Raw genomic sequence first — 23,250 nt, 5'->3', positions numbered from 1 at the left:
TAGGCGGAACTGGCGTGTGCCCCGGGGAGAAACTAGGCATATTGCCCTATGGAAATATCACAAAAAAAGGTCTAGGATCGTCCTCCGCTTGGCGGCGCGGCACCCATCTGCACGCCGCCGACCTTTTCACCATTCCCCGTATTGAGACAGCCATGAAGTTTTTATCCAACCTGACCATCGGCACACGCCTCGCCACAGGCTTTGGCGCCATCGGCGCCATGCTGATCATCATCTCCTGTCTGGGCATCGCCATGCTGGGCAAGATCAACCAGAGTACCGGCCATATCGTGCATGACAGCATGCCCAAGATTGAGCTCGCCAACAGCGTGTCGGCCAACATCAATGACATCGCCATTGCCCTGCGCAACATGATGCTCAGCGCCGATCCGGCCGACCAGCGCAAGCAAACCGACGCCATCCTGGCCGCGCGCCAGGCGGCGGCCGGCAATCTCGGCAAGCTCGCGAGCATGCTCGATTCCGAGCGCGAACGGGCTTTGCTGGCCAAGATGAACGACGCCAACACGCGCTACGCGCAAGGGCAAGAGGCCTTGCTTGAACTGATCAGGAGCGGCACGCCGGACGACAGCAGCGCCTATCTGTACGGCCAGCTGCGCCCCGTCTTACTCGTCTACAAGCAATTGATTGCTGAACAGATCAGCTTGCAAAACACCCTGGCCAACACGGCGGGCAACGAGGCCAATGCTACCTATGCCAACACGCGCACCTTGCTGATCGGCATGTCGCTGGCGGCGCTGGCCATTGCGGCGGCGTTGGCATATGGCATCACGCGCTCCATCACCGGTCCCGTCACCACGGCATTGCAGGTGGCCAATACGGTGGCCGCTGGCGATTTGCGCAGCCAGATCACCGTGCAGTCGCGCGATGAAATGGGGCAACTGTTGCAGGCGCTCAAGCGCATGAACGACAACCTGGCGCAAACGGTGGGCACGGTGCGCGCCGGTACGGAAACCATCGCCTCGGCCTCGTCCGAAGTGGCGGCGGGCAGCCTGGACCTGTCTGCGCGCACGGAGCAGCAAGCCAGCTCGCTGGAAGAGACAGCCTCTTCCATGGAAGAGCTGACCTCGACCGTCAAGCAGAATGCCGACAATGCGCGCCAGGCGCATGTGCTGGCCGACACGGCCTCCGGCGTGGCGCAGCGCGGCGGCGCCGTCATTGCGCAAGTGGTGGCGACCATGCGGCAAATCGACGCCTCGTCGAACAAGATTGCCGACATCATCGGCGTCATCGATGGCATCGCTTTCCAGACCAATATTCTGGCCTTGAATGCGGCCGTGGAAGCGGCGCGCGCGGGCGAGCAGGGCCGCGGCTTTGCCGTCGTGGCCACGGAAGTGCGCAGCCTGGCGCACCGCTCGGCTGCCGCGGCAAAGGAAATCAAGACCCTGATCGACGACTCGACCCAGACCGTGGCGGCCGGCAGCGAGCTCGTGCACCAGGCCGGCAATACCATGAGCGACCTGGTCGACAGCGTGCGCCGCGTCACCGACATCATGGAAGAGATCACGTCCGCCAGCGCGGAACAGACGGCCGGCATCGAGCAAATCAACCAGGCCATCAGCGAGATGGACAACGTCACCCAGCAAAACGCGGCCCTGGTGGAAGAATCGGCGGCCGCCGCCGCGGCCATGCAGGAGCAGGCGGCCACCTTGGCGCAGGTGGTGAGTGCGTTCAAGCTTGACGCCGGTAAGCCGCAGACCAAAGCGGCAGTCGCCACGCCAACCGCACCGCGCCAGCAAGCCATCACACTACGCGTGCCGGCGGCGAGGAAAGCTGCGCCGGCAGCAGCCGCATTATCGGACTGGGAAGAGTTCTAAGACAGCAACGCCACAGCTACCTGCCGGTGCCTGTGGCGTCATGCAGCATGGGCTGCTTCCTGTTACACGACCTTATTCATGTCAAACAATTAAATTTGACATAGCAACGCTAGGCCGAAAGCTCTCCACGGATGATGTCTGCGCCTGCACTGAGCGCATTCAATTTGCCTCTTGCTACGCGACGAGACAAGGGCGCCATGCCACAGTTGGTGCTCGGGTAGAGCTTGTCGGCATCGACAAACCGCAGCGCTTTGCGCAGGGTGTTGGCGACTTCCTCCGGCGTTTCAATGGTATTGCTTGCCACGTCAATGGCCCCGACCATCACTTTTTTGCCACGGATGAGTTCAATCAGGTCGATGGGAACACGTGAGTTGTGGCATTCCAGCGAGATGATATCGATATTCGATTTCTGCAGCTTGGGAAAAGATTCTTCGTATTGACGCCATTCGGACCCCAACGTATTTTTCCAGTCAGTATTGGCTTTGATACCGTATCCATAGCAAATGTGGACGGCAGTTTCGCATTTGAGCCCTTCGATCGCCCTTTCCAGGGTAGCAATCCCCCAGTCATTCACTTCATCAAAGAAGACATTGAAGGCGGGTTCGTCAAACTGGATGATGTCGACGCCAGCCGCCTCCAGTTCTCGGGCTTCCTGATTGAGGATTTTAGCGAATTCCCAGGCCAGTTTTTCACGGCTCTTGTAGTGGCTGTCATACAGCGTATCGATCATCGTCATCGGACCTGGCAGGGCCCATTTGATCGGCTGCGTGGTTTGCTGACGTAAAAACTTGGCGTCTTCCACAAAAACCGGCTTCGGGCGGCTCACGGCGCCAACGACGGTCGGCACGCTCGCATCATAGCGATCACGAATTCTGACGGTCTCGCGTTTGTCAAAATCAACGCCGCTCAGATGCTCGATGAAGGTGGTGACGAAATGCTGGCGGGTCTGCTCGCCATCGCTGACGATATCGATGCCTGCGTGCTGTTGTTCCTGCAGGGACAAACGCAAGGCATCCTGTTTGCCCTCGATCAGTTCCTCGTCCTGCAATTTCCAGGGCGACCAGAGTTTTTCAGGTTGGGCAAGCCAGGAAGGTTTGGGCAAGCTACCGGCGGTTGAAGTAGGCAATAATTTTTTCATGATCAGTAATGTCGTGTATGTTGATTAATCAGAGAGCGTGATTCGCAGCCCATTGTTCAAGAATATTTTTGTATGGCTTGATGAAGTGCTCTTCCGTATATTTGCCCTGCTTGACTGCCAGCTGGCTGCGCTCTTCCCGGTCGTAGACAATCTGCGTCAATGAATAGTCCTGATTTTTCAGGCTGGGCTGATACGACTTGCCTGCCGCCGAATTGGCGTTGTAAATTTCGGGCCGGTAAATTTTCTGGAATGTTTCCATCGTGCTGATGGTGGCGATCAGTTCAAGATTGGTGTAGTCGCCCAGCAGGTCGCCGATGAAATAAAACGCCAGCGGTGCGGCGCTATCCGGCGGCATGAAGTAGCGAACTTGCATCCCCATTTTTTCAAAATATTGATCGGTGGAGGAAAACTCGTTTTGTTGATACTCGACACCCAATACGGGATGCTGATTTCCGGTCCGGTGATAGACCTTGCTGCTCGATGCACTGATGCAGATGACCGGCGGCTTGTCGAAATGCTCCTGGTAAGTGTCTGAGCTTACAAAGTGCTTGAACAGCTTGCCATGGAAATCGCCGAAATCATCCGGGGCGCTGAAGGTGGATTTATTATTGTTGTGCTCTGCCAGCACGACGCTGAAGTCGTAATCGCGCACGTAAGAGGAGAAGTTATTGCCGGCAATCCCAGCGATTCGTTCCCCGGTTTTTTTGTCGATGATGGTCGGTTTCAGTATCTCGATCAATGGAATATTGCTGCCTTTGACATCAATATTCAACTCCACGGAAATGATTTCGAGCTCTACGGAGTAGCGATCGCCGTTCGGGTTGTCCCAATGCGCCAGGTTGTTGAAACGGTTGTCTATCATCCTCAGGGTATTGCGCAGGTTTTCCTGGCGGCTGTTTCCCCGGGCCAGATTGGCAAAGTTGGTCGTCAGGCGCGTATTGTCGGCCGGATGATAGTTTTCATCGAAAACAATACTCTTGATGCTGAATATAAAATCTTTGCTCATGGTGATCTGGTGTCCTGATTTCTGCGAAAAAATGAATGTGTGGATTGCTGGCCGTCGTGATCCATGTCAGGCCGCGACCGCTTCGTCAGCGGTGGCAGAAGGCGCATGGCGCGTCAGGCCGATCAATGGCAAGGCCCGTTGCACCGCCAGCGCGGCGCGCTGGATCAGCGCCTCGTCTTGCAGACGGTAGTCGACGAAATCCTTGTCGGTTGCATAGACGCCCAGCGGCAATGTGCGTGCCTGGAAAAAGCTGAACAGCGGCCGCAACTGGTGGTCGATCATCAGGGCATGGCGCTCGCTGCCGCCGGTCGCAGCCAACAAGACTGGCTTGTCGATCAAGGCGTCCTGATGAATGAAGTCGAAGAAGTGCTTGAACAGTCCCGTGTAGGAGCCGCGGAAGACCGGTGTTGCCACCACCAGGATGTCAGCTTGCTCGACCGCGGCAAGTTCCCGCTCCACCGTATCGGGCAGGTGGGAGCGCCAGACCGCGCCGGCTAGCTGCGGTGCGAGCTGACCCAGTTCGACCAGGCGTTGTTCGCACAGCACTTCGTCGGCGATCAGGTCCATCAGGTGCTCGGCCAGGGCTGCAGCCTTGGAAGGGCGTTGCAGCCCACCGGAAACCGCGACTATACGAAGTGGACGTGTCATGTTTGCTTTCATAGGGATGGATGCGCCAGGGCCGAACAATGCAGGCAACAAAGGGATCGATGATAGCGGCGGGAATCGATGAAGTATAATGGTCTTATTTCATACATCCATGAACATGGCTCATCTCAATGCTTGAACGCATCCACCTCAGCATCGTCCAGCAGGTCGAGAAACAAGGGTCGTTGACGGCCGCAGCCAGCGTGCTGCACCTGACCCAGTCGGCCCTGAGCCACAGCATGAAGAAGCTGGAGCAGCAACTGGGCACCGACGTCTGGCTGCGCGAAGGGCGAAACCTGCGCCTGACGCAGGCCGGCCAGTATCTGCTGGCGGTGGCGAACCGGGTGCTGCCGCAACTGGACCTGGCCGAAGAGCGCCTGGGCCAGTTCGCGCAGGGCGAGCGCGGCGCGCTGCGCATCGGCATGGAATGCCACCCTTGCTACCAGTGGCTGCTCAAAGTGGTGTCTCCCTATCTGGCCGCATGGCCCGACGTGGATGTGGACGTCAAGCAGAAGTTCCAATTCGGCGGGATCGGCGCGCTCTTCGGCTACGAGATCGACCTGCTGGTCACGCCCGACCCGCTGTACAAGCCGGGGCTGACATTCGAACCCGTGTTCGACTACGAGCAGGTGCTCGTCGTGGCCAAGGGCCATGCCCTGGCGTCGGCGGCCTATGTGAAACCCCAGCAACTGACCCAGGAAGTGCTCATCAGCTATCCCGTGGACATCGAGCGCCTGGACATCTATAACCAGTTCCTGTTGCCGGCCGGTGTCACGCCCAAGCGCCACAAAGCCATCGAAACCACCGATATCATGCTGCAGATGGTAGCCAGCGGCCGCGGTGTGGCCGCCCTGCCGCGCTGGCTAGTCGAGGAATATGCGACCAAGATGGACGTGGTGCCTGTGCGGCTGGGCGCGCGAGGCGTCGCCAAGCAGATCTTCCTGGGGGCACGCGAGGCGGACACCGCTATCGACTACGTGCGGGCCTTCATCGAACTGGCCCGCCAGCCTGCCATCGTCATGGCGCAAGGGAGTGATGCTGAAGCCCTGGATGCATCCCGATAAGCCCAGGCCCGCCAGCAACATCACGCACGCCTATTCCTTGGAAGTCAGTGCGAAGGACATTGCTGCTTTGAACGCAGCAGCGCCCCGGATCTTGCCCGCGTCAACCATTGCCATTCCCTACCTGCCTCGCGAGGACAACGACGCGCGACTGGCTGCAGCGCGGGCCGTGCGCAGACTCGGCTTTGAGCCCATGCTGCACTTTTCTGCGCGCCGTATCTCCTCGCTCGTCGAGTTGGATTCGTTCGTCCAGCGCGCGGTCGCTGAGGCCGGCGTCGAACGCTGCTTCGTGATCGCCGGAGATCCGTCCACCCCGATGGGGCCGTTTTCCGACAGTTCCTCGCTGATCGAAACAGGCGTTTTCGAGCGCTCGGGCATGAAGGTGATCGGCGTGGGTGGTCACCCGGAAGGACATCCGGTCATGAGCACGGCCGAACAGTGGGAGGTGCTCGAACGCAAGTGCGACAGCATCGACAAGCGCGGCATGACGCCCTTGATCGTCACGCAGTTTGCATTTGATGCTGACATCGTGTTGACGTGGTTGAAAGCGCTGCGCGAGCGTGGCATTGAACATCCCGTGCGCGTGGGCGTGCCGGGCCCCGCGAGCATCGCGGTGCTCGCGCGCTATGCCGCATTGTGCGGCGTGGGCGCATGCGCATCGATGTGGTCCAAGTACGGCATCTCAATCGGCAAACTGTTCGGCACGGCGGGGCCGGATCTTTTTGTTGAGCGCCTGGCCACCGGGCTGACAGAAGCACATGGCAAGGTCAGCCTGCATTTCTTTCCCTTTGGAGGCATCGCACAGTCTGTGAAGTGGATAGAGCAGTACCGTTCTCGCACCGAACCAGCTCCTTGAGCATGACAGCTCATGCCTACTTCGCGCTTTCCATGGATTCCACTGTGTCGAAAATATGCGCCAGCGCGCTTTCCATGGCGCCGGCAGTAGCGTCGCCGCTCTGGTTGGTGATGATGAAGACCCCAAGCTGATATTTAGGAACGACGTAGGCGTAGCTTTGCGCACGTGGCACGCCGCCATGGTGGACATAATGCGTGCCCAACTGGCGATTGCTACCGATGTTCCAGAAATAGCCAATGCTGAAGTCGTCCTGAAAGCGTACCAGCGGCTTGTGCGATTCGACGACTGCGGGATTGGCGCCCAATTGCAGGCGCAGGTACTTCGTCATATCCGGCATAGTCGACTTCAGGTTGCCCGCTGCCCCCCAAGGCAGTTGTGGCATCGGTGTTGTCATGGCGGGATTGTCGCTGTGGTAGCCGGGCGCTAGCCTGCCGGTATCCCTGGCTGTGATTCTCAGCCTGGTATCTTGCATGCCCGCTTCGCGCGCGATGAATTGCGTGAGCAGGACTTCATAGGGCATTCCGTAGATTTTTTCGAGAGTGTGCGCAATGAGTTCGGTACCGGCGCTTGAATATGCGTAGTCCTTGCCAAGCGGACCTTTGATGGTAACTGTGTGCAAGTCCTGCCAGAATTGCTGTTGTCCGTAGTTGGCGTAGGCTGCATTGAGCTTTGCCGGCGTGGCGTGTGCAGTGAAATCCTTCAATACGGTGTTCACCTGCAATGGCAGCATGCCCGGCATATTGCTGGTGTGCGTGATCAAATGGCGCAAGCGAATTGGCTGCCCCTGCGACTGCAGGTTCGGGTAAGTGGCCGCCAGGTACTTTTGTATGGGATCGTCGAGCGCCGCCTTCCCATCAAGCACGGCGTTCGCCAGTAGCAGGCCTGCAAAAGTTTTGCTGACTGAGCCGATTTCATACAGCGTTGCATCGTTCGGCGGATTGGCTTTGCCGGTCTCCAGCTCGCCTTGATGCAGAATGAATTCCTTGCCGCGATAAACGACGGCAATCGAGGTCGCGTGTAGCAATTTTGACTGCAGCAGGGTGGTCGCGGTCTGGCGCATTGCCGCAGGAATGTCATGCGCAGGTGCTGTGGCTGCGGGCTTGCAAGCTGCCAGCACGAGTGTCATTCCAGTTATGATTGCGGCGAGTTTGGTCATCATGCGCACCATCCGGGGGGGGAGTGGCATTCTCGCACAGTGGGTTCAGCTGTGACAGAAAAAAGAAAACGCCACCCGGAGGTGGCGTTTTCTTCTTGGTGGCCCGGGGTGGCACCCGGCCTGCTTACTCCACCGTCACCGATTTGGCCAAATTGCGTGGCTTATCCACATCCGTGCCCCGCGCCAGCGCCGTGTGATACGCCAGCAATTGCAGCGCGACCACGTGCAGGATAGGCGACAGGTCGCCGTAGTGCTCGGGCAGGCGGATGACGTGCAAGCCTTCGCCGGAGCTGATGCGCGAGTCGACGTCGGCGAAGACGTACAGCTGGCCGCCGCGGGCGCGCACTTCCTGCATGTTCGATTTCAGCTTTTCGATCAGGGCGTCGTTGGGCGCAATGGTGACGACCGGCATTTCGTTCGTCACCAGGGCCAGCGGGCCGTGTTTCAGTTCACCGGCCGGGTACGCTTCGGCATGGATGTAGGAAATTTCCTTCAGTTTCAAGGCGCCTTCCAGGGCGATCGGGTAATGCATGCCGCGGCCCAGGAAGAGGGCGTTTTCCTTGCGCGCGAATTCCTCGGACCAGGCGATGATTTGCGGTTCCAGCGCCAGCACGGAGGCGATGGCGACGGGCAGGTGACGCATGGCTTTCAGGTGCGCCGCTTCCTGTTCTTCGGACAGGCGGCCATTGACTTGCGCCAGGCACAGGGTCAGCAGGAACAGGCCGGCCAGCTGCGTGGTGAAGGCCTTGGTGGACGCCACGCCCACTTCCACGCCAGCGCGCGTGATGTAGGCCAGCGCGCATTCGCGCACCATGGCGCTGGTGGCCACGTTGCAGATGGTCAAGGTGTGCTGCATGCCCAGGCTGCGCGCATGTTTCAGGGCGGCCAGGGTGTCGGCCGTTTCGCCGCTTTGCGAGATGGTGACGACCAGGGTGTTCGGGTACGGCACGCTGTCGCGGTAGCGGTATTCGCTGGCCACTTCCACGCTGACAGGCACTTTGGCGATCGACTCGATCCAGTACTTGGCCGTCATGCCCGCATACGAGCTGGTGCCGCAGGCGAGGATCAGCACGCGGTCGATCTGCTTGAAGATGGCATAGGCGTTGTCGCCGAACAGTTCCGGCATGATGGCCGTCACGCCTTCGAGCGTGTCGCCGATGGCGCGCGGCTGTTCAAAGATTTCCTTCTGCATGTAGTGGCGGTACGGGCCCAGCTCGGCCGCGCCCGTGTGCGCATGCACGGTTTTCACTTCGCGCTCGACGGGCTTGCCATCGACGTCGACGATCCAGCAGCGCGACAATTGCAGGTCGACCACATCGCCTTCTTCCAGGTAGATGATCTGGTCGGTCGTGCCGGCCAGCGCCATGGCATCCGAGGCGACAAAGTTTTCACCATTGCCCAGACCGACGATCAGGGGCGAGCCCTGGCGCGCTGCGACCACGCGGTGCGGTTCGTCGCGGCAGAAAACGGCAATCGCATACGCGCCGTCGAGGCGTTTCACGGCCTGCTGCACGGTCTCGAACAGGTCGCCGTTATACATGTGCTCGACCAGGTGGGCGATCACTTCCGTGTCCGTCTGGCTCTGGAAGACGTAACCGAGGGCCGTCAGTTCGGCGCGCAGTTCGTCATGGTTTTCGATGATGCCGTTATGCACCAGCGCCACGCGGGCGTTCTCTTCCGTTGGGGAAAAGTGCGGGTGGGCATTGAAGGAGACCGGGGCGCCATGCGTGGCCCAGCGCGTGTGGGCGATGCCCGTAAAACCGCTCAAGCCTTCTTCGGCGATCTGCTTTTCCAGCTCGGCCACGCGCGAGGTGGACCGCGAACGTTGCAAACGGCCATCCGCATGCAGGGCGATGCCGCAGGAATCGTAGCCACGGTATTCCAGGCGCTTCAAGCCTTCGACCAGGATGGGAGTGATATTACGTTGCGCTACCGCGCCGACGATGCCGCACATGGAAACCTCTGTCTAAAATTTAATCAATGCAAGCATGCTAATGCAGAGTGAATGAAATATGCTTTCTAAATCCGTGTATTTTTGACTGAATATTTCACGACTATTTTGCGGTGAAATATTATTTCATTTAAACTCGATATGTTTTCTAATTCATCAAAATCATGAACCATAGCAACATTACTCTCGACGAGATTGATCGTCGCATCCTGAACGCCTTGCAAATTGATGCATCGCAAACCAACAGTGAGCTGGCGCAAGCAGTGCACGTCTCGGCGCCCACGTGTTTGCGGCGGGTCAAGCATTTGACGGAAAGCGGCGTCATCGAGCGGCAAGTGGCCATCGTCGCGCCGCAACTGGTGGGCGCGCGCCTGACGGCCATCGTGGAAATCACGCTCGACGTACAGGCGGCGGAACGCATGGCGGAATTCGAACAATTGGTGGCGGAGGAAGCGGCCGTGCTGCAATGCTACCGGGTCTCGCCCGGACCCGACTTCGTGCTGATGGTGCAGGTGGCCGACATGCCCGCCTACCACGCGCTGGCGCACCGCCTGTTTGCCGCGCACGCGAATGTGCGCAACGTCAAAAGCTATTTTTCCACGTTTCGCAGCAAATTCGAAACGCGCATCGCTGTTTGATTTATCGATTTTATTTATCCACCGCTTGCACACCGCTTGTCCACATACTTATACGGCGCTTTTCCACCGCTTACGCAGCATTTGCCCACAGGCTTATGCACAGGCATGATACGGGCAGGCCACGGCAGGATGGCAAGGGCTGCACCAGGAAGCGCCCTCAGGCGGTACACGACGGTGCTGCACCAGCAGGGAAAGAGTTCATAAGCTACTGCCAGGTAAACTTGTGCACCGGCTACGCACAGCTTGCCAACAAGTTAGCAGTCCACTTATCGACAGGCTTATCCACAGCCTTTCCGCGGCGACAGACGGGAAACTCAGGGGCGTACTTCCGCTTCGGCATAGAAGCGGTAGCCGGCGTTGCGGGCGGTATTGATGGGCAAGGCAAGGCCCGCCGCCTGTTCGGCCTTGCGGCGCAAGCGGCTGATCTGGGTGTCCAGCCGGCGCTGATCATAGCTGAGAAAATCCTCGCCCAGCGATTGCACGATCTGCTGGCGGCTGACGATGCGTTCCGGCTCGGCCATCAACGCGTGCAACACGGTGACGTCCTGTTGCGACAGCGCAATGGCGCCGCAGCCGGGCGGCAAGAGACGGCGCGGTCCCAGTTCCAGCACCCAGGCCGTGGAGGGCGGCGGCGCACCCAGGCGCCGAGCCAGCGCCCCCAGGGTGGCTGCCAGCTCATCCAGGTCGGCGCTCTTGGGCAGGTAGTAGTCGGCACCACCGCCCAATCCCTTGACCTTGTCCTGCGTGGCCCCGCGCGCCGTAAACACGACGATGCCGATGGGCTGCCCCTGCGCGCGCAAGGCGCGTACCAGCACCATGCCTTCGCCATCGGGCAAGCCCAGGTCGATGATGGCAATACGGTGCAGGGCCGGCGCGTAGCAGGCGTGGAAGGCGGCCAGGTCGGCCACGGCGCTGACGCGGTAGCCGCAATCGCCGAGAAACTCGGTCAGCTCGTGGCGCAGCACGGCTTCGTCTTCAAGCAGGATGAGGTTCAACATGGCGCAAGGATAACCGATCGCCGTGGGGCCGGGAAGTTGTCTTTCTGACTGCCGCCATGGCCGTGGTAAGCTGCCTCGCCATGAAAATCCTGCTCTCCATTTTCCTCTTGTTCACCGCCCTGTTCCCCCAGGCTGCAACTGCAGCGCCTGTGCCCGCGCCGCTGTTGCTACCAGCCAGCGGACAGCCCGTTTCCGCCAGCGGCCACCTGCAGATGCTGCGCGACGCCACGGGCCGGCTGGGGCCCGATGCGGCATTGGCGGCGCCCGGCTGGCGCAGCTTGCCCGGCGCCGTCAGCGCCGGCTACACGCAGGACGCCGTCTGGCTACGCCTGGAGGTGACACGCGCGGCAGCCTCCCCCGATGAATGGGTCGTGCGTTTCAGCAATGCCGTGCTCGACGACGTGCGGCTGTACCGCTGGGATGCGGCAGGCCACTGGATCTTGCAGCAGGCGGGCGCCGACGTGGCGCGCGGCAACTGGCCCATCGATGCGCGCCAGGTGGTGTTTCCGCTGCGCCTGCAAGCCGATACGCCACAGCGCTGGCTGGTCCGCCTGCACAGCAAGAAAGCCATGTCGACGGAGCTGACGTTGTTGCCCAGCGCCAGCTTCGACGCTTCCTCGCGCCGCGAATACCTGTATTACGGCTTGCAGTTCGGCAGTTATTTGCTGCTGATCCTGTTCCATATCTTTTTCTGGCGCATGACGCGCGAAGCCCACAGCGGCTGGTATCTGCTGTACGTGCTGACGAATGCCACCACGGAAGCGCTGACGATCGCCATTCCCCAGCAAATTTTCGCCATGCCGAACTGGCTGTCCGATCCCATGCTGGGCGTGTCGATGGCCATGTCGATTGCCGTCGGTGCGCGTTTTTCCACTTTGCAACTGGAACTGCCCGCCCTGTATCCCCGTTTCAGCCGCGTCGTGGTGGGCTTGACGGCCGCTGCCGCCCTGTGTGGTGCGCTGCTGGTGCTGCACGGCGACTATGCCGCTGGCGTGCTCGTCGTACAAATGACGGCCTTGCCATTGATCGTGCTGTTCATCGCCCTGGCCAGCTGGATGGCACTGCGCGGGCATCGTCCGGCGCGCGCCTTCCTGTTTATCTTCGGCATCTTTTATGCGGGCGTGGTGATCAGTTTCCTGCGCAATATGGCGATCGTGCCGCCCAACTTCTGGACCAACCATGCGGCCACCTTGGGCGCGTTCGTGCACATGATGCTGATGAGCCTGCGCCTCAACCGCCGCTACGCCGAATTGCGCCGCGCCAAGGACCGGGCACAAGCCGAGGCCGTGAGCGCCGTGCGCGCCCTGAACGAACGCCTGGAAGAGCAGGTGGCGCTGCGCACCGTGGCGTTGCGGCAGGAAATCGGCCGGCGCGCCGCGCTCGAAGGCGAATTGCGCGCCGCGCTGGAAGTGGAAACCCGCACCCGCGAAGAGCAGCAGGATTTCGTTGCCATGGTGTCGCATGAATTCCACACGCCGCTGGCCATCATCAATACCACGGCCCAGCAAATTGCCCGCAACACGGACGCGCCGCGTGAAAAAACCTTGCAGCGCTGCCAGAATTTGCGCGAAGCCAGCGGCCGCATGACGGCACTGGTGGATGAATACCTGAGCGCCGACCGCATGGAAACGAGCGCGGCGACGTTCCGTCCCCAGCCATGCGATTTGCGCGCCCTGCTGCACGCCGTGCTGGCCGAATGGCCCGATGGCCGCATCGATGCCAGCGTGCAAGCGCTGCCCGACAGCGTCGTGGTCGATGCCAGCCTGCTGCGTGTGGCCCTGCGCAACTTGCTCAGCAATGCTGACCGGCATGCGCCGCAAGCCCAGGCGATACGCGTGCAGGCCGCCACGCTCGATGACGGCCGCGTGCAGATCATCGTCAGTAATGCGGGCGAGCCCCTGCCGGCCGATGAAATCCCGCGCCTGTTCCAGAAATACTTCCGCGGCCGCATCGCCCAGCACAAGCCTGGTGCCGGACTGGGCCTGTACCTGGTGCAGCGCATCGCCGAATTGCACGGCGGCCAGGTCACCCTCGACAGCGCCGGCAACAACGGCACCATCAGCTTCGCCTTGCGCCTGCCCGCCTGATTGCCGCCGGCATTCCCGACTAAATCAGTCGGGAATCGCTCAGGTTTGCTCAATCTTAAGTTTCCCTGTTCTGCTATCTTTCCACTCAGAAATTTTTGTAGCTTTTTGCAACTATTGTATTTAAAAAAGCAATAAAAAGAGCCGCGACGGACGCCGTCCGCGCTACCACGCAAAGTACAGGGAAAACATGCACCGCCACCGACTCGCCAGCCACATCACCTGCCCTTCTTTGTTGGCGCCGCTTTCCTGATCCGTTTTGCCCCATTTCCAGCTCCCGCCAGCCCGGCCTCCGGCGCATTGGCGCGCGGGCGTATTTCCTATTCATATCAACAAGGACAGATAGCATGCACCGTCACGGATCGTTGAACCATATATACCGCCTCGTCTGGAGCCACGTCTTGAACGCCTGGGTCGCCGTTGCGGAAACGTCGCGTGGGCGCGGCAAGGGTAGCCGCCGCAAGCTCGCTGCGGCGGCGGCGGCCATGACGGCGCTGGCGCTGGGGGGCCCGGCGCTGGCCGCTCCCACGGGCGGGCAGGTGGTGGCAGGCACGGCCAGCATCAGCCAGCAGGGCAATAGCACCACCATCCGGCAATCGAGCCAGCAGGCGGCGCTGAACTGGAGCGGTTTCAACGTGGGCGCCAATGAAACCGTCAACTTCGTCCAGCCCTCGGCCAGCGCACTGGCCGTCAACCGCATCTTCGACAGCAACGGCACGCAGATCTTGGGGCGGGTCAACGCAAACGGCCAGGTGTACCTGATCAATCCGAACGGCGTGCTGTTCGGCCGCGGCGCGCAAGTCAATGTGGGTGGCCTGGTGGCCACGACGCTCGACGTCGACAACGCCAGCCTGGGCGGCTCAAAGCACGCGTTCGGTGGCAATGGTAGTGGCCGGGTCGTCAATGAAAGCACGCTGCGCGCAAACGAGGGCGGCTATATTGCCCTGCTGGGCCGGCAGGTAAGCAATCAGGGCAGCATTTCGGCACGCCTGGGCACGGTTGCCCTGGGCGCCGGCAGCGCCGCCACCCTGAGCTTTGACGGCGCGCGCCTGCTGCAATTGCAGATCGACCAAAGCACCCTGAACAATCTGGCCGAGAACGGTGGCCTGATCCGCGCCGATGGTGGCCAGGTGCTGATGAGCGCGGGCGCCCGCGACTCCCTGCTGGCCAGCGTCGTCAACAACACCGGCGTCATCGAAGCGCGCAGCGTGGAACAGCACGATGGCAGCATCGTGCTGCTCGGCGGCATGCGCGCCGGCACCACCCGCGTGGCCGGTACCCTGGACGCCAGCGCGCCTGCGGGCGGCAATGGCGGCTTCATTGAAACGAGCGCCGCCCACGTGAAGATCGACGACAACGTCCACATCAGCACGGCCGCTCCGCTGGGCCGCACTGGCACCTGGCTGATCGACCCGGTCGACTTCACCATCGCCGCCACCGGTGGTGATCTCAACGGCGGTACCCTGTCGGTCATGCTGCATTACAACGATATTCTGGTCCAAAGCACGAATGGCATGGGCGGCACTGGCGGCGACGTCAACGTCAACGACAGCGTCAAGTGGTCGGCCAACAAGCTGACCTTGAACGCCCAGCGCAACGTCAATATCAACGCTACGCTGCATGCCTCCGGCACGGCCAGCCTGGCGCTGGAATACGGCCAAGGCGCCGCCGCCGCCGGCAACACGGCGGTGTATCAACTAGGCAACGGCGCGCAGGTGAGTTTGCCCGCCGGGCAGAATTTCAGTACCAAGCTGGGCTACGACGGCGTGCGCACCGACTATACTGTCATCACCCAGCTGGGCGCTTACCGCAGTGTCACGGGGACCGACTTGCAAGGCATCAACGGCAAGCCGAACGGCAATTTTGTACTGGGCGGTGACATCGATGCCTCCATCTCTGCCTCTGCAGCATGGGGTCCCAACTGGTGGGACTGGGGTTTCGCGCCGCTGGGCGGGGCAGCGGGCTTTAGTGGCGTATTCGATGGTCTGGGCCATTCGATCAATCACCTCTACATGATGTCGGGGGATACTGGCGGCAGCGGCTTGTTTTCCATCACGACCAAAGACGCCCTGATCCAGAACGTGGGCTTGAACGGCGGCCACATCAAGACCAACTATTACGGCGGCGGCCTGGTCGGCGACAACCGGGGCACCATCAAGAACAGCTATGCCTCGCTTAACGTCACTAGCAGGCTCATCAGTGGCGGACTGGTGGCGCGCAATACGGGCACCATCATGAATAGCTACGCCACGGGCGCCGTCAGCAGCGATACCGAGACGGGCGGACTGGCGGGCATCAATAACGGCAAGATCAGCAACAGCTATGCCACGGGTAGCGTGACGGGCAAGACCAGCATAGGCGGCTTGATAGGCCGCAACGGCGGGCTGGTCGACACCAGCTACGCGGCAGGCCGATTGATCATCACGCCCGGTGGCGAAAACATCGGCGGCCTGATCGGCAGCAACGGCAATGCCAGATTCACGACCAATAGCTACTGGTCCATGGACGGTACCGGCCAGGCGACCTCGCAGGGCGGCACCGGCCTGACGGAAGCCCAGATGCGCACGGCCAGCAGTTTTACAGGATTCAATTTCACCACCACCCCTGGCGCGCAGGGCAACAATTGGGTGCTGGTCAACATAGATGGCAACTTGAATAATGTCGGCGGTAGCGAAGGCGGTACCTATCCTATGCTCGCATCCGAGTATTCCAAGACCATCTACAACGCACACCAGCTGCAATTGATGTCCATGGGACTGAATGACAGCTATGTGCTGGGTGCCAACATCGATGCCGGCGCCACGGCGAGCGGCAAGGGAGTATGGGGAAAGAACGGCTTCATTCCTGTCGGCATGGCCAACGGCCCGAACGGCAGCATAGGCAATACCTTCACCGGCAGCTTGAACGGCCAGGGCCATACCATCAGCGCACTAAGCATGGTGTCCGACTACGATGTCGTCGGATTGTTCGGCTATGCGGACAGCGCCTCGGTCATCAGCAATATCGGCTTACTGGGCGGCAGCATTGAAGGCGTCAACCACGTCGGCGCCCTGGCAGGCTACAGCAGGGGCCTCATTTCCAACAGCTACAGTACCGCAACGGTCAATGGCCGCGAGTCCGTGGGCGGCTTGCTGGGTACGAACGAAGGCAATATCAACAATAGCTACGCCAGCGGCGCCGTCAGCGGCGTCACGTCCGTGGGCGGCCTGGTCGGGCTCAGCATGGGCGGTACCGTCGAGAACACTTACGCGACGGGTATGGTCAAGGGCGAGACCAGCAAGGGCGCGTTGATCGGCACCAACTTCAGCCTGGTAAAAAACAGCTTCTGGAGCAGTACTGCCGACGCCTCGGGCATCGGCAACGGTGGCGGCGCGCAGACTAACGTGCGCGCCTTGAGCGATGCACAACTGCACTCGAAATCGAGTTTCGATGGCTGGGATATGGCCACGGGCGCCGGCAGCGGTGCCGTCTGGCGCATCTATGAAGGCCAGACAGCGCCACTGCTGCGCAGCTTCCTGACAGCTTTGACCGTCACCTCGGATGCTGTCAGCAAGACCTACGATGGCAAAGTTTATACGGGAGGCCTGTCCAATGTCCGTTATTCGGTCGCCGGCGCTGCCGATTCCGGGCAAATCTTTTCCTCAAGCACTAGCCTGTACGGCGCCATCCGCGATGCCGGTCTCTACAACGCCGTTGGCACCTACCTGTATTCCGGCCAACAAGGTTTTGACATCGATCTGCAGGCGGGCGCCCTGACGATCAAGCAGGCCGTCATCAGTCTGAACGGCACGCGCACCTATGACGGCAGCACCGGCATGGCGGCCGGTCTGCTGGCACTGAACGGCCTGGTGCAAGGTGAGAACCTGCTGCTGTCGGGCAGCGGTATCCTCGACAACAAAAACGCAGGTGGAAAAAAGACCATGGCTAACGGTACGCTGGTGCTGGCTAACGGCAGCACGGGCAAGGCCAGCAACTACACGCTGGACGGCGGCAGGCACAGCGCCACCATCACCCGCGCCACGCTGAATGTGCAGGGCGTGGGGGCTGCCAATAAAGTCTATGACACTGGCACGGGAGCCACACTGACGGGCACGGCCAAGGTGCAGGCGCTGGGCAACGACCAGCTCAGCGTGGCCGGGGGCACTGCCCGTTTTGCCGACAAAAACGTGGGCACGGGCAAGACTGTCACCCTGAGCGGCTTTGCCTTGCAGGGCGCGGATGCGGCCAACTATGTGCTGGTGCAGCCAGGCAATGTCACGGCCGACATCGGCAAGGCCAGCGTCACCGTCGCCGGCGTGGCTGCAGCCAATAAAGTCTATGACGCCACCACCGGCGTCAGCCTGACGGGCACGGCCAAGGTGCAGGCGCTGGGCAACGACCAGCTCAGCGTGACGGGCGGCACTGCGCATTTTGCCGACAAGAACGCAGGTTACGCCAAGACCGTCATTGTCGATGGCTTTGTCTTGCAGGGAACGGATGCGGCCAACTACGTGCTGGTGCAGCCAGGCAACGTTACTGCCGACATCGGCAAGGTCAGCCTCACCGTCGCCGGCGTGGGTGCAGCAAACAAAGTCTATGACGCCACCACCGGCGCCAGCCTGACAGGTATGGCCAAGGTACAGGCGCTGGGCGACGACGAACTGCGCGTCGCAGGCGGCACTGCGCATTTTGCCGACAAGCATGCCAGCAACCGTAAAACCGTGATCGTCGATGGCTACACCTTGCAGGGCGCGGACGCGGCCAACTATGAGCTCGTGCAACCGGGCAACATCACGGCCGATATCGCCAAGGCCAGCTTGCAGTATACGGCCGCCGCCGCCAGCTTGACAGGTGGCCGCGCGCCCGATGGCCTGAGCGGCAAGGTCAACGGCCTGCTGGGCAGCGATACCCTGGCAAACGCCACCAGCGGCGCCGTTGCCTGGACCAGCCCGGCCACGGCCAGCAGTCCTGCCGGCAACTATGCCATCACCGGTAGCGGCCTGAGCTCGACCGACTATGCCTTCGTGCAAGCCGAGGGTAATGCCAGCGCACTGACCTTGACGTCAGCCAGCCTGCCGCCGCCGGCCCAGGCTGCCGTGGTGCAGCTGCAGGCGCAAGTGCTGGGCAGTTTTGCCGGCAGCCGTCCCGGCACGCTGGCTGCCGCGCCCACCATCACCGTCACGCAGACCGACGCCCCGGCCAGCACTGGTGCCGCCAGCAATGCCTTGCCGAATACCTCCATGCAGATCGGCAGCCGCGGCCCGGCACTGCAAGTCGTCCTGGGCGGCGTCAAGCTGCCCGCCAACATGCTCAACGTAAATCAATAACACCATGACTTATTCATCGATTCCGCGTCATCTGATGCAACAACCGTTGCTGTCCCTGCTGCTGCTGGCCTTCGCGCCATGCGCCGCAGCCCAAACCACCCCGGCCGTGCCCGATGCTGGCGCGATCCTGCGCCAGTTGCAACCGGCCTCGCCCGCCAACGCGCCCGCCAGCGCACCAGCGCTGCGCATCGAACAGAAAGAGGGGGCACCGCTGCCCGCCAGCGCGCCATTTCTCGTCACGCAAGTCGATATTGCCGGCAACAGCGCATTCGACACGACCACCTTGCTGGCGCTCGTCGCCGACGCCCATGGCAAGGCGCTGCCCCTGGAGCAGCTGGGAGAACTGGCCGCCCGCATCACCAGTTACTACCGGGTCAACGGCTATCCGCTGGCGCGCGCCATCGTGCCAGCACAAACCATCCGCCAGGGCATCGTGCGCATCGAGGTGCTCGAAGCGCGCTATGGCCTGGTAGCCGTGGACAACCGCAGCGACGTCAGCGATGGCTTACTGAACGCCACCCTGGCGCCGCTGCAAACGGGACAGACCATTGGCCAGGCGGAACTCGACCGCAGTCTGCTGCTGCTGTCCGACATACCGAATGTCGCCGTCACGGCCACGCTCAAGCCCGGAGCCGAGGTCGGCAGCTCCGATTTACTGGTCGATGCCTGGTCCGGCCCTGGCGTGGCCGGCAATGCTTTCCTCGACAACAATGGCAACCGCTACACGGGCCGCGCCCGCGCCGGCGCCACGCTATACCTCTACAACCCGCTGCACCAGGGCGACGTGGCCAGCGCCAGCGTGCTCAGCTCGGGCAAGGGCATGTCCTATGCGCGTCTCGGCTATGACCTGCTGCTGAACGGTTCCGGCACGCGCGCCGGGGTGGCCGTGTCCGCCCTGCGCTACCGCCTGGAAGGCGCCATGCGCCCGCTGCACGCGCATGGCACAGCCCAGGTCGCCAGTGGCTGGCTGCGCCATCCGCTGCTGCGCAGCCGCGAGGCGAATATGTATGTCCAGCTGCAATATGACCAGGTCCATCTGCGCGACCGCATCGATGCCAGCGCCATGCGCAGTGACCGCCGCCTGGATAACTTGAGCGCCACTCTCAGCGGCGATGTGCGCGATGCTGCCCTGGCTGGCGCCATCACCAGCTGGAGCGTGGCCGCGACGGCTGGCAAGCTCGACATCAGCGACCCGCTGGCGCGCCTGAACGATACTTTCAGCGCACGCAGCCATGGCGCGTACGCGAAATGGAACGTCAACCTGTCACGCCTGCAAAACCTGGACCAGCGAAATGCCGTCTATCTGGCGTTCGCCGGACAGTGGGCGGACGGCAACCTCGATTCATCCGAAAAGATGAGCGTGGGAGGGCCGTACACGGTACGCGCCTACGACGTGGGCGTGGCCGCTGGCGACCTCGGCTATTTTGGCAGCGCCGAATGGCGGCATGAACTCAGCGCCAGCGACGCGGGACAATGGCAGGCCGTGGCCTTCATCGACAGCGCGCGCGTGACGGTGAACCAGCAGCAATGGACACCTGGCTCGAACAGCGCGCGCTTGCACGGCGCCGGGCTGGGCGTGAACTGGGTCGGCGGGCAGCAGTGGAATGCCCGTGCGTACGTCGCCAAGCCGGTCGGCGGCACGCCTGTCCTGCTTGCCTCGCGCAGTTCGGCCCGCCTGTGGGTGGAACTCAATCGCCGCTTCTGATGCGGCAATGACAGCCGAAAGCCAGCTTTCGGCTGTCATTTGATCAAACGCAATACTTACCCACCAACTATCCACCGCCTGTACTGGGCTTTTCCACAGACTTACCCACAGCAACAGCAGGAAGCAGGTAGTAAAAAGACAGTTATCCCCACTTATACCCGGACTATCCAGCGCTTATCCGCAGGCCTACACACAGACTTATCCACAATGCGCGGATAAACGCCATTACGACCATCGCAGCTGGCTGAAATCGGGAGAAAATGGATCAACGTATGCATGGCAGGCCGAATTGACAGATTTACCAACAGCTTATGCGCAGGCTTGCGCACAGGCTTATCCGCTACTTGTGCAGTGGCTTGCCCACAGAGTTATCCACACACAAAAAGGCAGGCCACGTGGCCTGCCTGTGTACAAGAACTGATGTCCCGTTTACTTCTTGATCTTGACGGGACGCGTCCAGCCGTCGATGGTCACTTGCCGCGCGCGCGAAACAGTCAACTTGCCGGCCGGCGCATCTTTCGACAAGGTCGTGCCGGCCCCCAGGGTGGCGCCCTTGCCGACGGTGACGGGCGCGATCAGCTGGCTGTCGCTGCCAATGAAAGCGTCGTCTTCGATGACGGTACGGAATTTATTCACGCCATCGTAGTTGCAGGTAATCGTGCCGGCGCCGATGTTGACCTTTGAGCCGATGGTGGCGTCGCCGATATACGCCAGGTGATTTGCCTTGCTGTGCGCGGCTATCTGGCTGTTTTTCACTTCGACGAAGTTACCCACATGCACGTCTTCCGCCAGGACCGTGCCCGGGCGCAGACGCGCGTACGGGCCGATGATGGAGGCGGCGCCGACGATGGCGTCCTCGATATGGCAGAACGGCTTGATGTGCGCGCCAGCCGCCACGGTGGCATTGATGATGACGTTGTTGGCGCCCACGCGCACGCCGTCGCCCAGTTCCACGCGGCCTTCGAATACGCAACCGACGTCGATGGTGACATCGCGGCCGCAAATGAGTTCACCGCGCACGTCGATGCGGGCCGGGTCAAGCAAGGTCACGCCCCGCTCAAGCAAGGCTTGCGCGATATTGGTCTGGTGAATGCGTTCCAGCTGGGCCAGCTGCACCTTGCTGTTGACGCCCGCCACTTCCCACACGGCGGCCGGGTGGGCCGAGGTGACGGCCACGCCATCGGCGACGGCTTGCGCGACGATATCGGTCAGATAGTATTCCCCCTGCGCATTGTCATTCGACAAGGCCGACAGCCATTGCTTCAGTGCAACAGTAGGCGCGACCATGATGCCGCTGTTGATTTCGCGAATGGCGCGCTCTTCTGGCGTGGCATCCTTTTCCTCGACGATGCGCACGATGGTGCCGTTCTCGCGCACGATACGGCCCAGGCCGAAGGGATCGCCCTGTTCCACAGTCAAGATGGCCAGCTTGTCCTTGCCGGCCGCCTGCACCAGCTGCTGCAGAGAAGCGGCGCTGGTCAGCGGCACGTCGCCGTACAGGATCAGGGTTGGCACGCTGTCATCCAGCAAAGGCAACGCTTGCTGGACGGCATGACCGGTGCCCAGTTGCTGCGCCTGCTCAGCGGCATCGATCTGCACGGCATGGCTGGCGTTGTGGCCGTCGAGCAACTTCAGCACCGCTGCGCCCCCATGCCCGTAAATCACGCATAATCGGGACGGCGCCAGGCCACGCGCCGTGTCGATGACGTGCGACAACAGCGGCTTGCCCGCCAACGGGTGCAATACCTTGGGCAGTGCCGACTGCATGCGTTTGCCCATACCGGCAGCGAGAATGACAACGTTCATAGACCGTAATTTTTATAAGTTAAGAATATGAAAAAGTTTAACACGCAGGCCCCGTCTTCCACGCCCTTTGGGCGTTTTACTTATGCCATGCTGGCCATCATGCTCGTCGTCATGGCCGGCTGCAGCGGCTTGCGCCTGGCCTACAACAATGGCGATACCGTGCTGTACTGGTGGCTGAACGCGTATGTCGACCTGGACCGCGACCAGAAGGGCTGGGTACGCGACGACATCGACAAGATGTTCGATTGGCACCGCAAGACGCAATTGAAGGATTACGTGGAAATCCTGCGCACGGGCCAGAAGCAGCTGCAAGGCAATACCACGCAGGCGGACCTGATGGCTGACTACAGCGAGATCAAGCAGCGCACCCAGGCGCTGTTGCTGAAGGCGGCGCCCGAACTGGCCGACCTGGCGCGCTCGCTCAAGCCCGAGCAGATCGCGCAGATGGAAAAGAAGTTCAAGTCGAACAATGAGGATTACCGCAAAAAATACCTGAGCGGCGACCAGGAGAAGCGCCAGAAGCTGCGCTACAAAAAAGCCATGGAGCAATTCGAACTGTGGTTCGGCAGCTTCAGCAGCGAGCAGGAAGCCCTCATCCGCAAGGCGTCCGACGCGCGCCCGTTGAACAATGAGATCTGGCTCGACGAACGCATGCGGCGCCAGCAGAATGTGTTGAACTTGGTCAAGAAAGTCCATCAGGAAAAACTCGGCAAGGAAGCGGCCGCGGCCTTGATCACGACCCTGATCAAGGACAGTTTCGAGCGCCTCGAACATTCGGAGCGCAAGGCCTTCTTCGATGCCTACGAAAGCAGCACGGCGCAGATGGTCTTGACGGTGATCAAGATCGCCACGCCGGCGCAAAAGGCCCACGCCGTCAAGCGCATGCAGGGCTGGATCGACGATTTCAATTCCCTGGCCACGCAACCCAAATAGAGAGGCAGCGCCAGCAGGGGGGAGGGGGCCATATGCTATAGTGGCCGCCATCGAATTGAAGAAATGAAACGCCTAACAAAACCGTAGCGAGCGGCAGTGAGTTGTGGCTAAGAAGCGCAGCTGTGCGAATGCACA

The 23,250-nt window shown here is 61.3% G+C and carries 15 protein-coding genes; 8 read left to right on the top strand and 7 right to left on the bottom strand.

What is annotated here, in order from left to right; all coding sequences use genetic code 11:
* Positions 1–152 precede the first annotated feature (152 nt).
* Positions 153–1,832, top strand: coding sequence for a methyl-accepting chemotaxis protein (locus ACQ4WY_RS16255; protein ID WP_436504915.1), 1,680 nt, complete (start codon positions 153–155; stop codon positions 1,830–1,832).
* Between the two features lie 109 nt (positions 1,833–1,941).
* Here ACQ4WY_RS16255 and ACQ4WY_RS16250 read toward each other — a convergent pair whose 3' ends face one another.
* From ACQ4WY_RS16250 to msuE, 3 genes are all read right to left on the bottom strand, one after another.
* On the bottom strand, positions 1,942–2,970 hold the full coding sequence (locus ACQ4WY_RS16250) for a methionine synthase (protein WP_436504914.1): 1,029 nt from the start codon (positions 2,968–2,970) through the stop codon (positions 1,942–1,944).
* Between the two features lie 28 nt (positions 2,971–2,998).
* Positions 2,999–3,976 (bottom strand): DUF1852 domain-containing protein, encoded by a 978-nt coding sequence (locus ACQ4WY_RS16245; protein ID WP_353659409.1) that lies wholly within the window; start codon positions 3,974–3,976, stop codon positions 2,999–3,001.
* Positions 3,977–4,042: 66 nt separating this feature from the next.
* Positions 4,043–4,624: an FMN reductase gene (gene msuE, locus ACQ4WY_RS16240; protein WP_436504913.1), complete on the bottom strand. Its 582-nt coding sequence runs from the start codon at positions 4,622–4,624 to the stop codon at positions 4,043–4,045.
* Positions 4,625–4,752: 128 nt separating this feature from the next.
* Between msuE and ACQ4WY_RS16235 the strand changes: the two genes are divergently transcribed.
* Together ACQ4WY_RS16235 and ACQ4WY_RS16230 are read left to right on the top strand one after the other, a co-directional pair.
* Positions 4,753–5,685 (top strand): LysR family transcriptional regulator, encoded by a 933-nt coding sequence (locus ACQ4WY_RS16235; protein ID WP_436504912.1) that lies wholly within the window; start codon positions 4,753–4,755, stop codon positions 5,683–5,685.
* Positions 5,657–6,538, top strand: a complete 882-nt coding sequence (locus tag ACQ4WY_RS16230; protein WP_436504911.1) for a methylenetetrahydrofolate reductase — start codon at positions 5,657–5,659, stop codon at positions 6,536–6,538. The genes ACQ4WY_RS16235 and ACQ4WY_RS16230 overlap by 29 nt, the downstream gene beginning before the upstream one ends.
* 16 nt (positions 6,539–6,554) lie before the next feature.
* On the opposite strand, the gene ACQ4WY_RS16225 is transcribed toward ACQ4WY_RS16230, so the two are convergent.
* The gene (locus ACQ4WY_RS16225; protein WP_436504910.1) at positions 6,555–7,697 is read right to left on the bottom strand and encodes a serine hydrolase domain-containing protein; all 1,143 of its coding nucleotides are present in this window, start codon (positions 7,695–7,697) and stop codon (positions 6,555–6,557) included.
* Positions 7,698–7,818: 121 nt separating this feature from the next.
* Entirely contained in the window at positions 7,819–9,648 is a 1,830-nt protein-coding gene (gene glmS / locus ACQ4WY_RS16220; protein WP_436504909.1) for a glutamine--fructose-6-phosphate transaminase (isomerizing), read from the bottom strand.
* Positions 9,649–9,809: 161 nt separating this feature from the next.
* Here glmS and ACQ4WY_RS16215 point away from each other — a divergent pair, with 161 nt between their 5' ends.
* Positions 9,810–10,283, top strand: coding sequence for an Lrp/AsnC family transcriptional regulator (locus tag ACQ4WY_RS16215; protein WP_353659403.1), 474 nt, complete (start codon positions 9,810–9,812; stop codon positions 10,281–10,283).
* A gap of 314 nt (positions 10,284–10,597) precedes the next feature.
* Here ACQ4WY_RS16215 and ACQ4WY_RS16210 read toward each other — a convergent pair whose 3' ends face one another.
* The gene (locus ACQ4WY_RS16210) at positions 10,598–11,281 is read right to left on the bottom strand and encodes a response regulator transcription factor (RefSeq protein WP_353659402.1); all 684 of its coding nucleotides are present in this window, start codon (positions 11,279–11,281) and stop codon (positions 10,598–10,600) included.
* A gap of 80 nt (positions 11,282–11,361) precedes the next feature.
* Between ACQ4WY_RS16210 and ACQ4WY_RS16205 the strand changes: the two genes are divergently transcribed.
* From ACQ4WY_RS16205 to ACQ4WY_RS16195, 3 genes are all read left to right on the top strand, one after another.
* Positions 11,362–13,368: a sensor histidine kinase gene (locus ACQ4WY_RS16205; RefSeq protein ID WP_436504908.1), complete on the top strand. Its 2,007-nt coding sequence runs from the start codon at positions 11,362–11,364 to the stop codon at positions 13,366–13,368.
* Between the two features lie 344 nt (positions 13,369–13,712).
* Positions 13,713–18,671 (top strand): YDG domain-containing protein, encoded by a 4,959-nt coding sequence (locus ACQ4WY_RS16200; RefSeq protein ID WP_436504907.1) that lies wholly within the window; start codon positions 13,713–13,715, stop codon positions 18,669–18,671.
* 34 nt (positions 18,672–18,705) lie between these two features.
* Positions 18,706–20,376 (top strand): ShlB/FhaC/HecB family hemolysin secretion/activation protein, encoded by a 1,671-nt coding sequence (locus ACQ4WY_RS16195; RefSeq protein ID WP_436504906.1) that lies wholly within the window; start codon positions 18,706–18,708, stop codon positions 20,374–20,376.
* A gap of 429 nt (positions 20,377–20,805) precedes the next feature.
* Here the strand turns inward: ACQ4WY_RS16195 and glmU are convergent, their stop codons facing one another.
* Positions 20,806–22,182, bottom strand: coding sequence for a bifunctional UDP-N-acetylglucosamine diphosphorylase/glucosamine-1-phosphate N-acetyltransferase GlmU (glmU, locus tag ACQ4WY_RS16190; RefSeq protein WP_436504905.1), 1,377 nt, complete (start codon positions 22,180–22,182; stop codon positions 20,806–20,808).
* Between the two features lie 27 nt (positions 22,183–22,209).
* On the opposite strand from glmU, the gene ACQ4WY_RS16185 reads away from it, so the two are divergent.
* On the top strand, positions 22,210–23,115 hold the full coding sequence (locus ACQ4WY_RS16185) for a DUF6279 family lipoprotein (RefSeq protein ID WP_436504904.1): 906 nt from the start codon (positions 22,210–22,212) through the stop codon (positions 23,113–23,115).
* Positions 23,116–23,250: the final 135 nt, after the last annotated feature.

The organism is Janthinobacterium salmonicoloratum, from assembly GCF_051380845.1.
Classification (GTDB): Bacteria; Pseudomonadota; Gammaproteobacteria; order Burkholderiales; family Burkholderiaceae_D; genus Janthinobacterium; species Janthinobacterium lividum_F.
Note: the sequence above shows the minus strand (reverse complement) of the source record. Positions and strands in the feature narration are given on the sequence as shown.

Excerpts from the sequence above, each read along its gene's own strand:
- ACQ4WY_RS16255 (WP_436504915.1), top strand. The coding sequence starts at position 153 with ATGAAGTTTTTATCCAACCTGACCATCGGCACACGCCTCGCCACAGGC.
- ACQ4WY_RS16250 (WP_436504914.1), bottom strand. The coding sequence starts at position 2,970 with ATGAAAAAATTATTGCCTACTTCAACCGCCGGTAGCTTGCCCAAACCT.
- ACQ4WY_RS16245 (WP_353659409.1), bottom strand. The coding sequence starts at position 3,976 with ATGAGCAAAGATTTTATATTCAGCATCAAGAGTATTGTTTTCGATGAA.
- msuE (WP_436504913.1), bottom strand. The coding sequence starts at position 4,624 with ATGACACGTCCACTTCGTATAGTCGCGGTTTCCGGTGGGCTGCAACGC.
- ACQ4WY_RS16235 (WP_436504912.1), top strand. The coding sequence starts at position 4,753 with ATGCTTGAACGCATCCACCTCAGCATCGTCCAGCAGGTCGAGAAACAA.
- ACQ4WY_RS16230 (WP_436504911.1), top strand. The coding sequence starts at position 5,657 with ATGCTGAAGCCCTGGATGCATCCCGATAAGCCCAGGCCCGCCAGCAAC.
- ACQ4WY_RS16225 (WP_436504910.1), bottom strand. The coding sequence starts at position 7,697 with ATGATGACCAAACTCGCCGCAATCATAACTGGAATGACACTCGTGCTG.
- glmS (WP_436504909.1), bottom strand. The coding sequence starts at position 9,648 with ATGTGCGGCATCGTCGGCGCGGTAGCGCAACGTAATATCACTCCCATC.
- ACQ4WY_RS16215 (WP_353659403.1), top strand. The coding sequence starts at position 9,810 with ATGAACCATAGCAACATTACTCTCGACGAGATTGATCGTCGCATCCTG.
- ACQ4WY_RS16210 (WP_353659402.1), bottom strand. The coding sequence starts at position 11,281 with ATGTTGAACCTCATCCTGCTTGAAGACGAAGCCGTGCTGCGCCACGAG.
- ACQ4WY_RS16205 (WP_436504908.1), top strand. The coding sequence starts at position 11,362 with ATGAAAATCCTGCTCTCCATTTTCCTCTTGTTCACCGCCCTGTTCCCC.
- ACQ4WY_RS16200 (WP_436504907.1), top strand. The coding sequence starts at position 13,713 with ATGCACCGTCACGGATCGTTGAACCATATATACCGCCTCGTCTGGAGC.
- ACQ4WY_RS16195 (WP_436504906.1), top strand. The coding sequence starts at position 18,706 with ATGCAACAACCGTTGCTGTCCCTGCTGCTGCTGGCCTTCGCGCCATGC.
- glmU (WP_436504905.1), bottom strand. The coding sequence starts at position 22,182 with ATGAACGTTGTCATTCTCGCTGCCGGTATGGGCAAACGCATGCAGTCG.
- ACQ4WY_RS16185 (WP_436504904.1), top strand. The coding sequence starts at position 22,210 with ATGAAAAAGTTTAACACGCAGGCCCCGTCTTCCACGCCCTTTGGGCGT.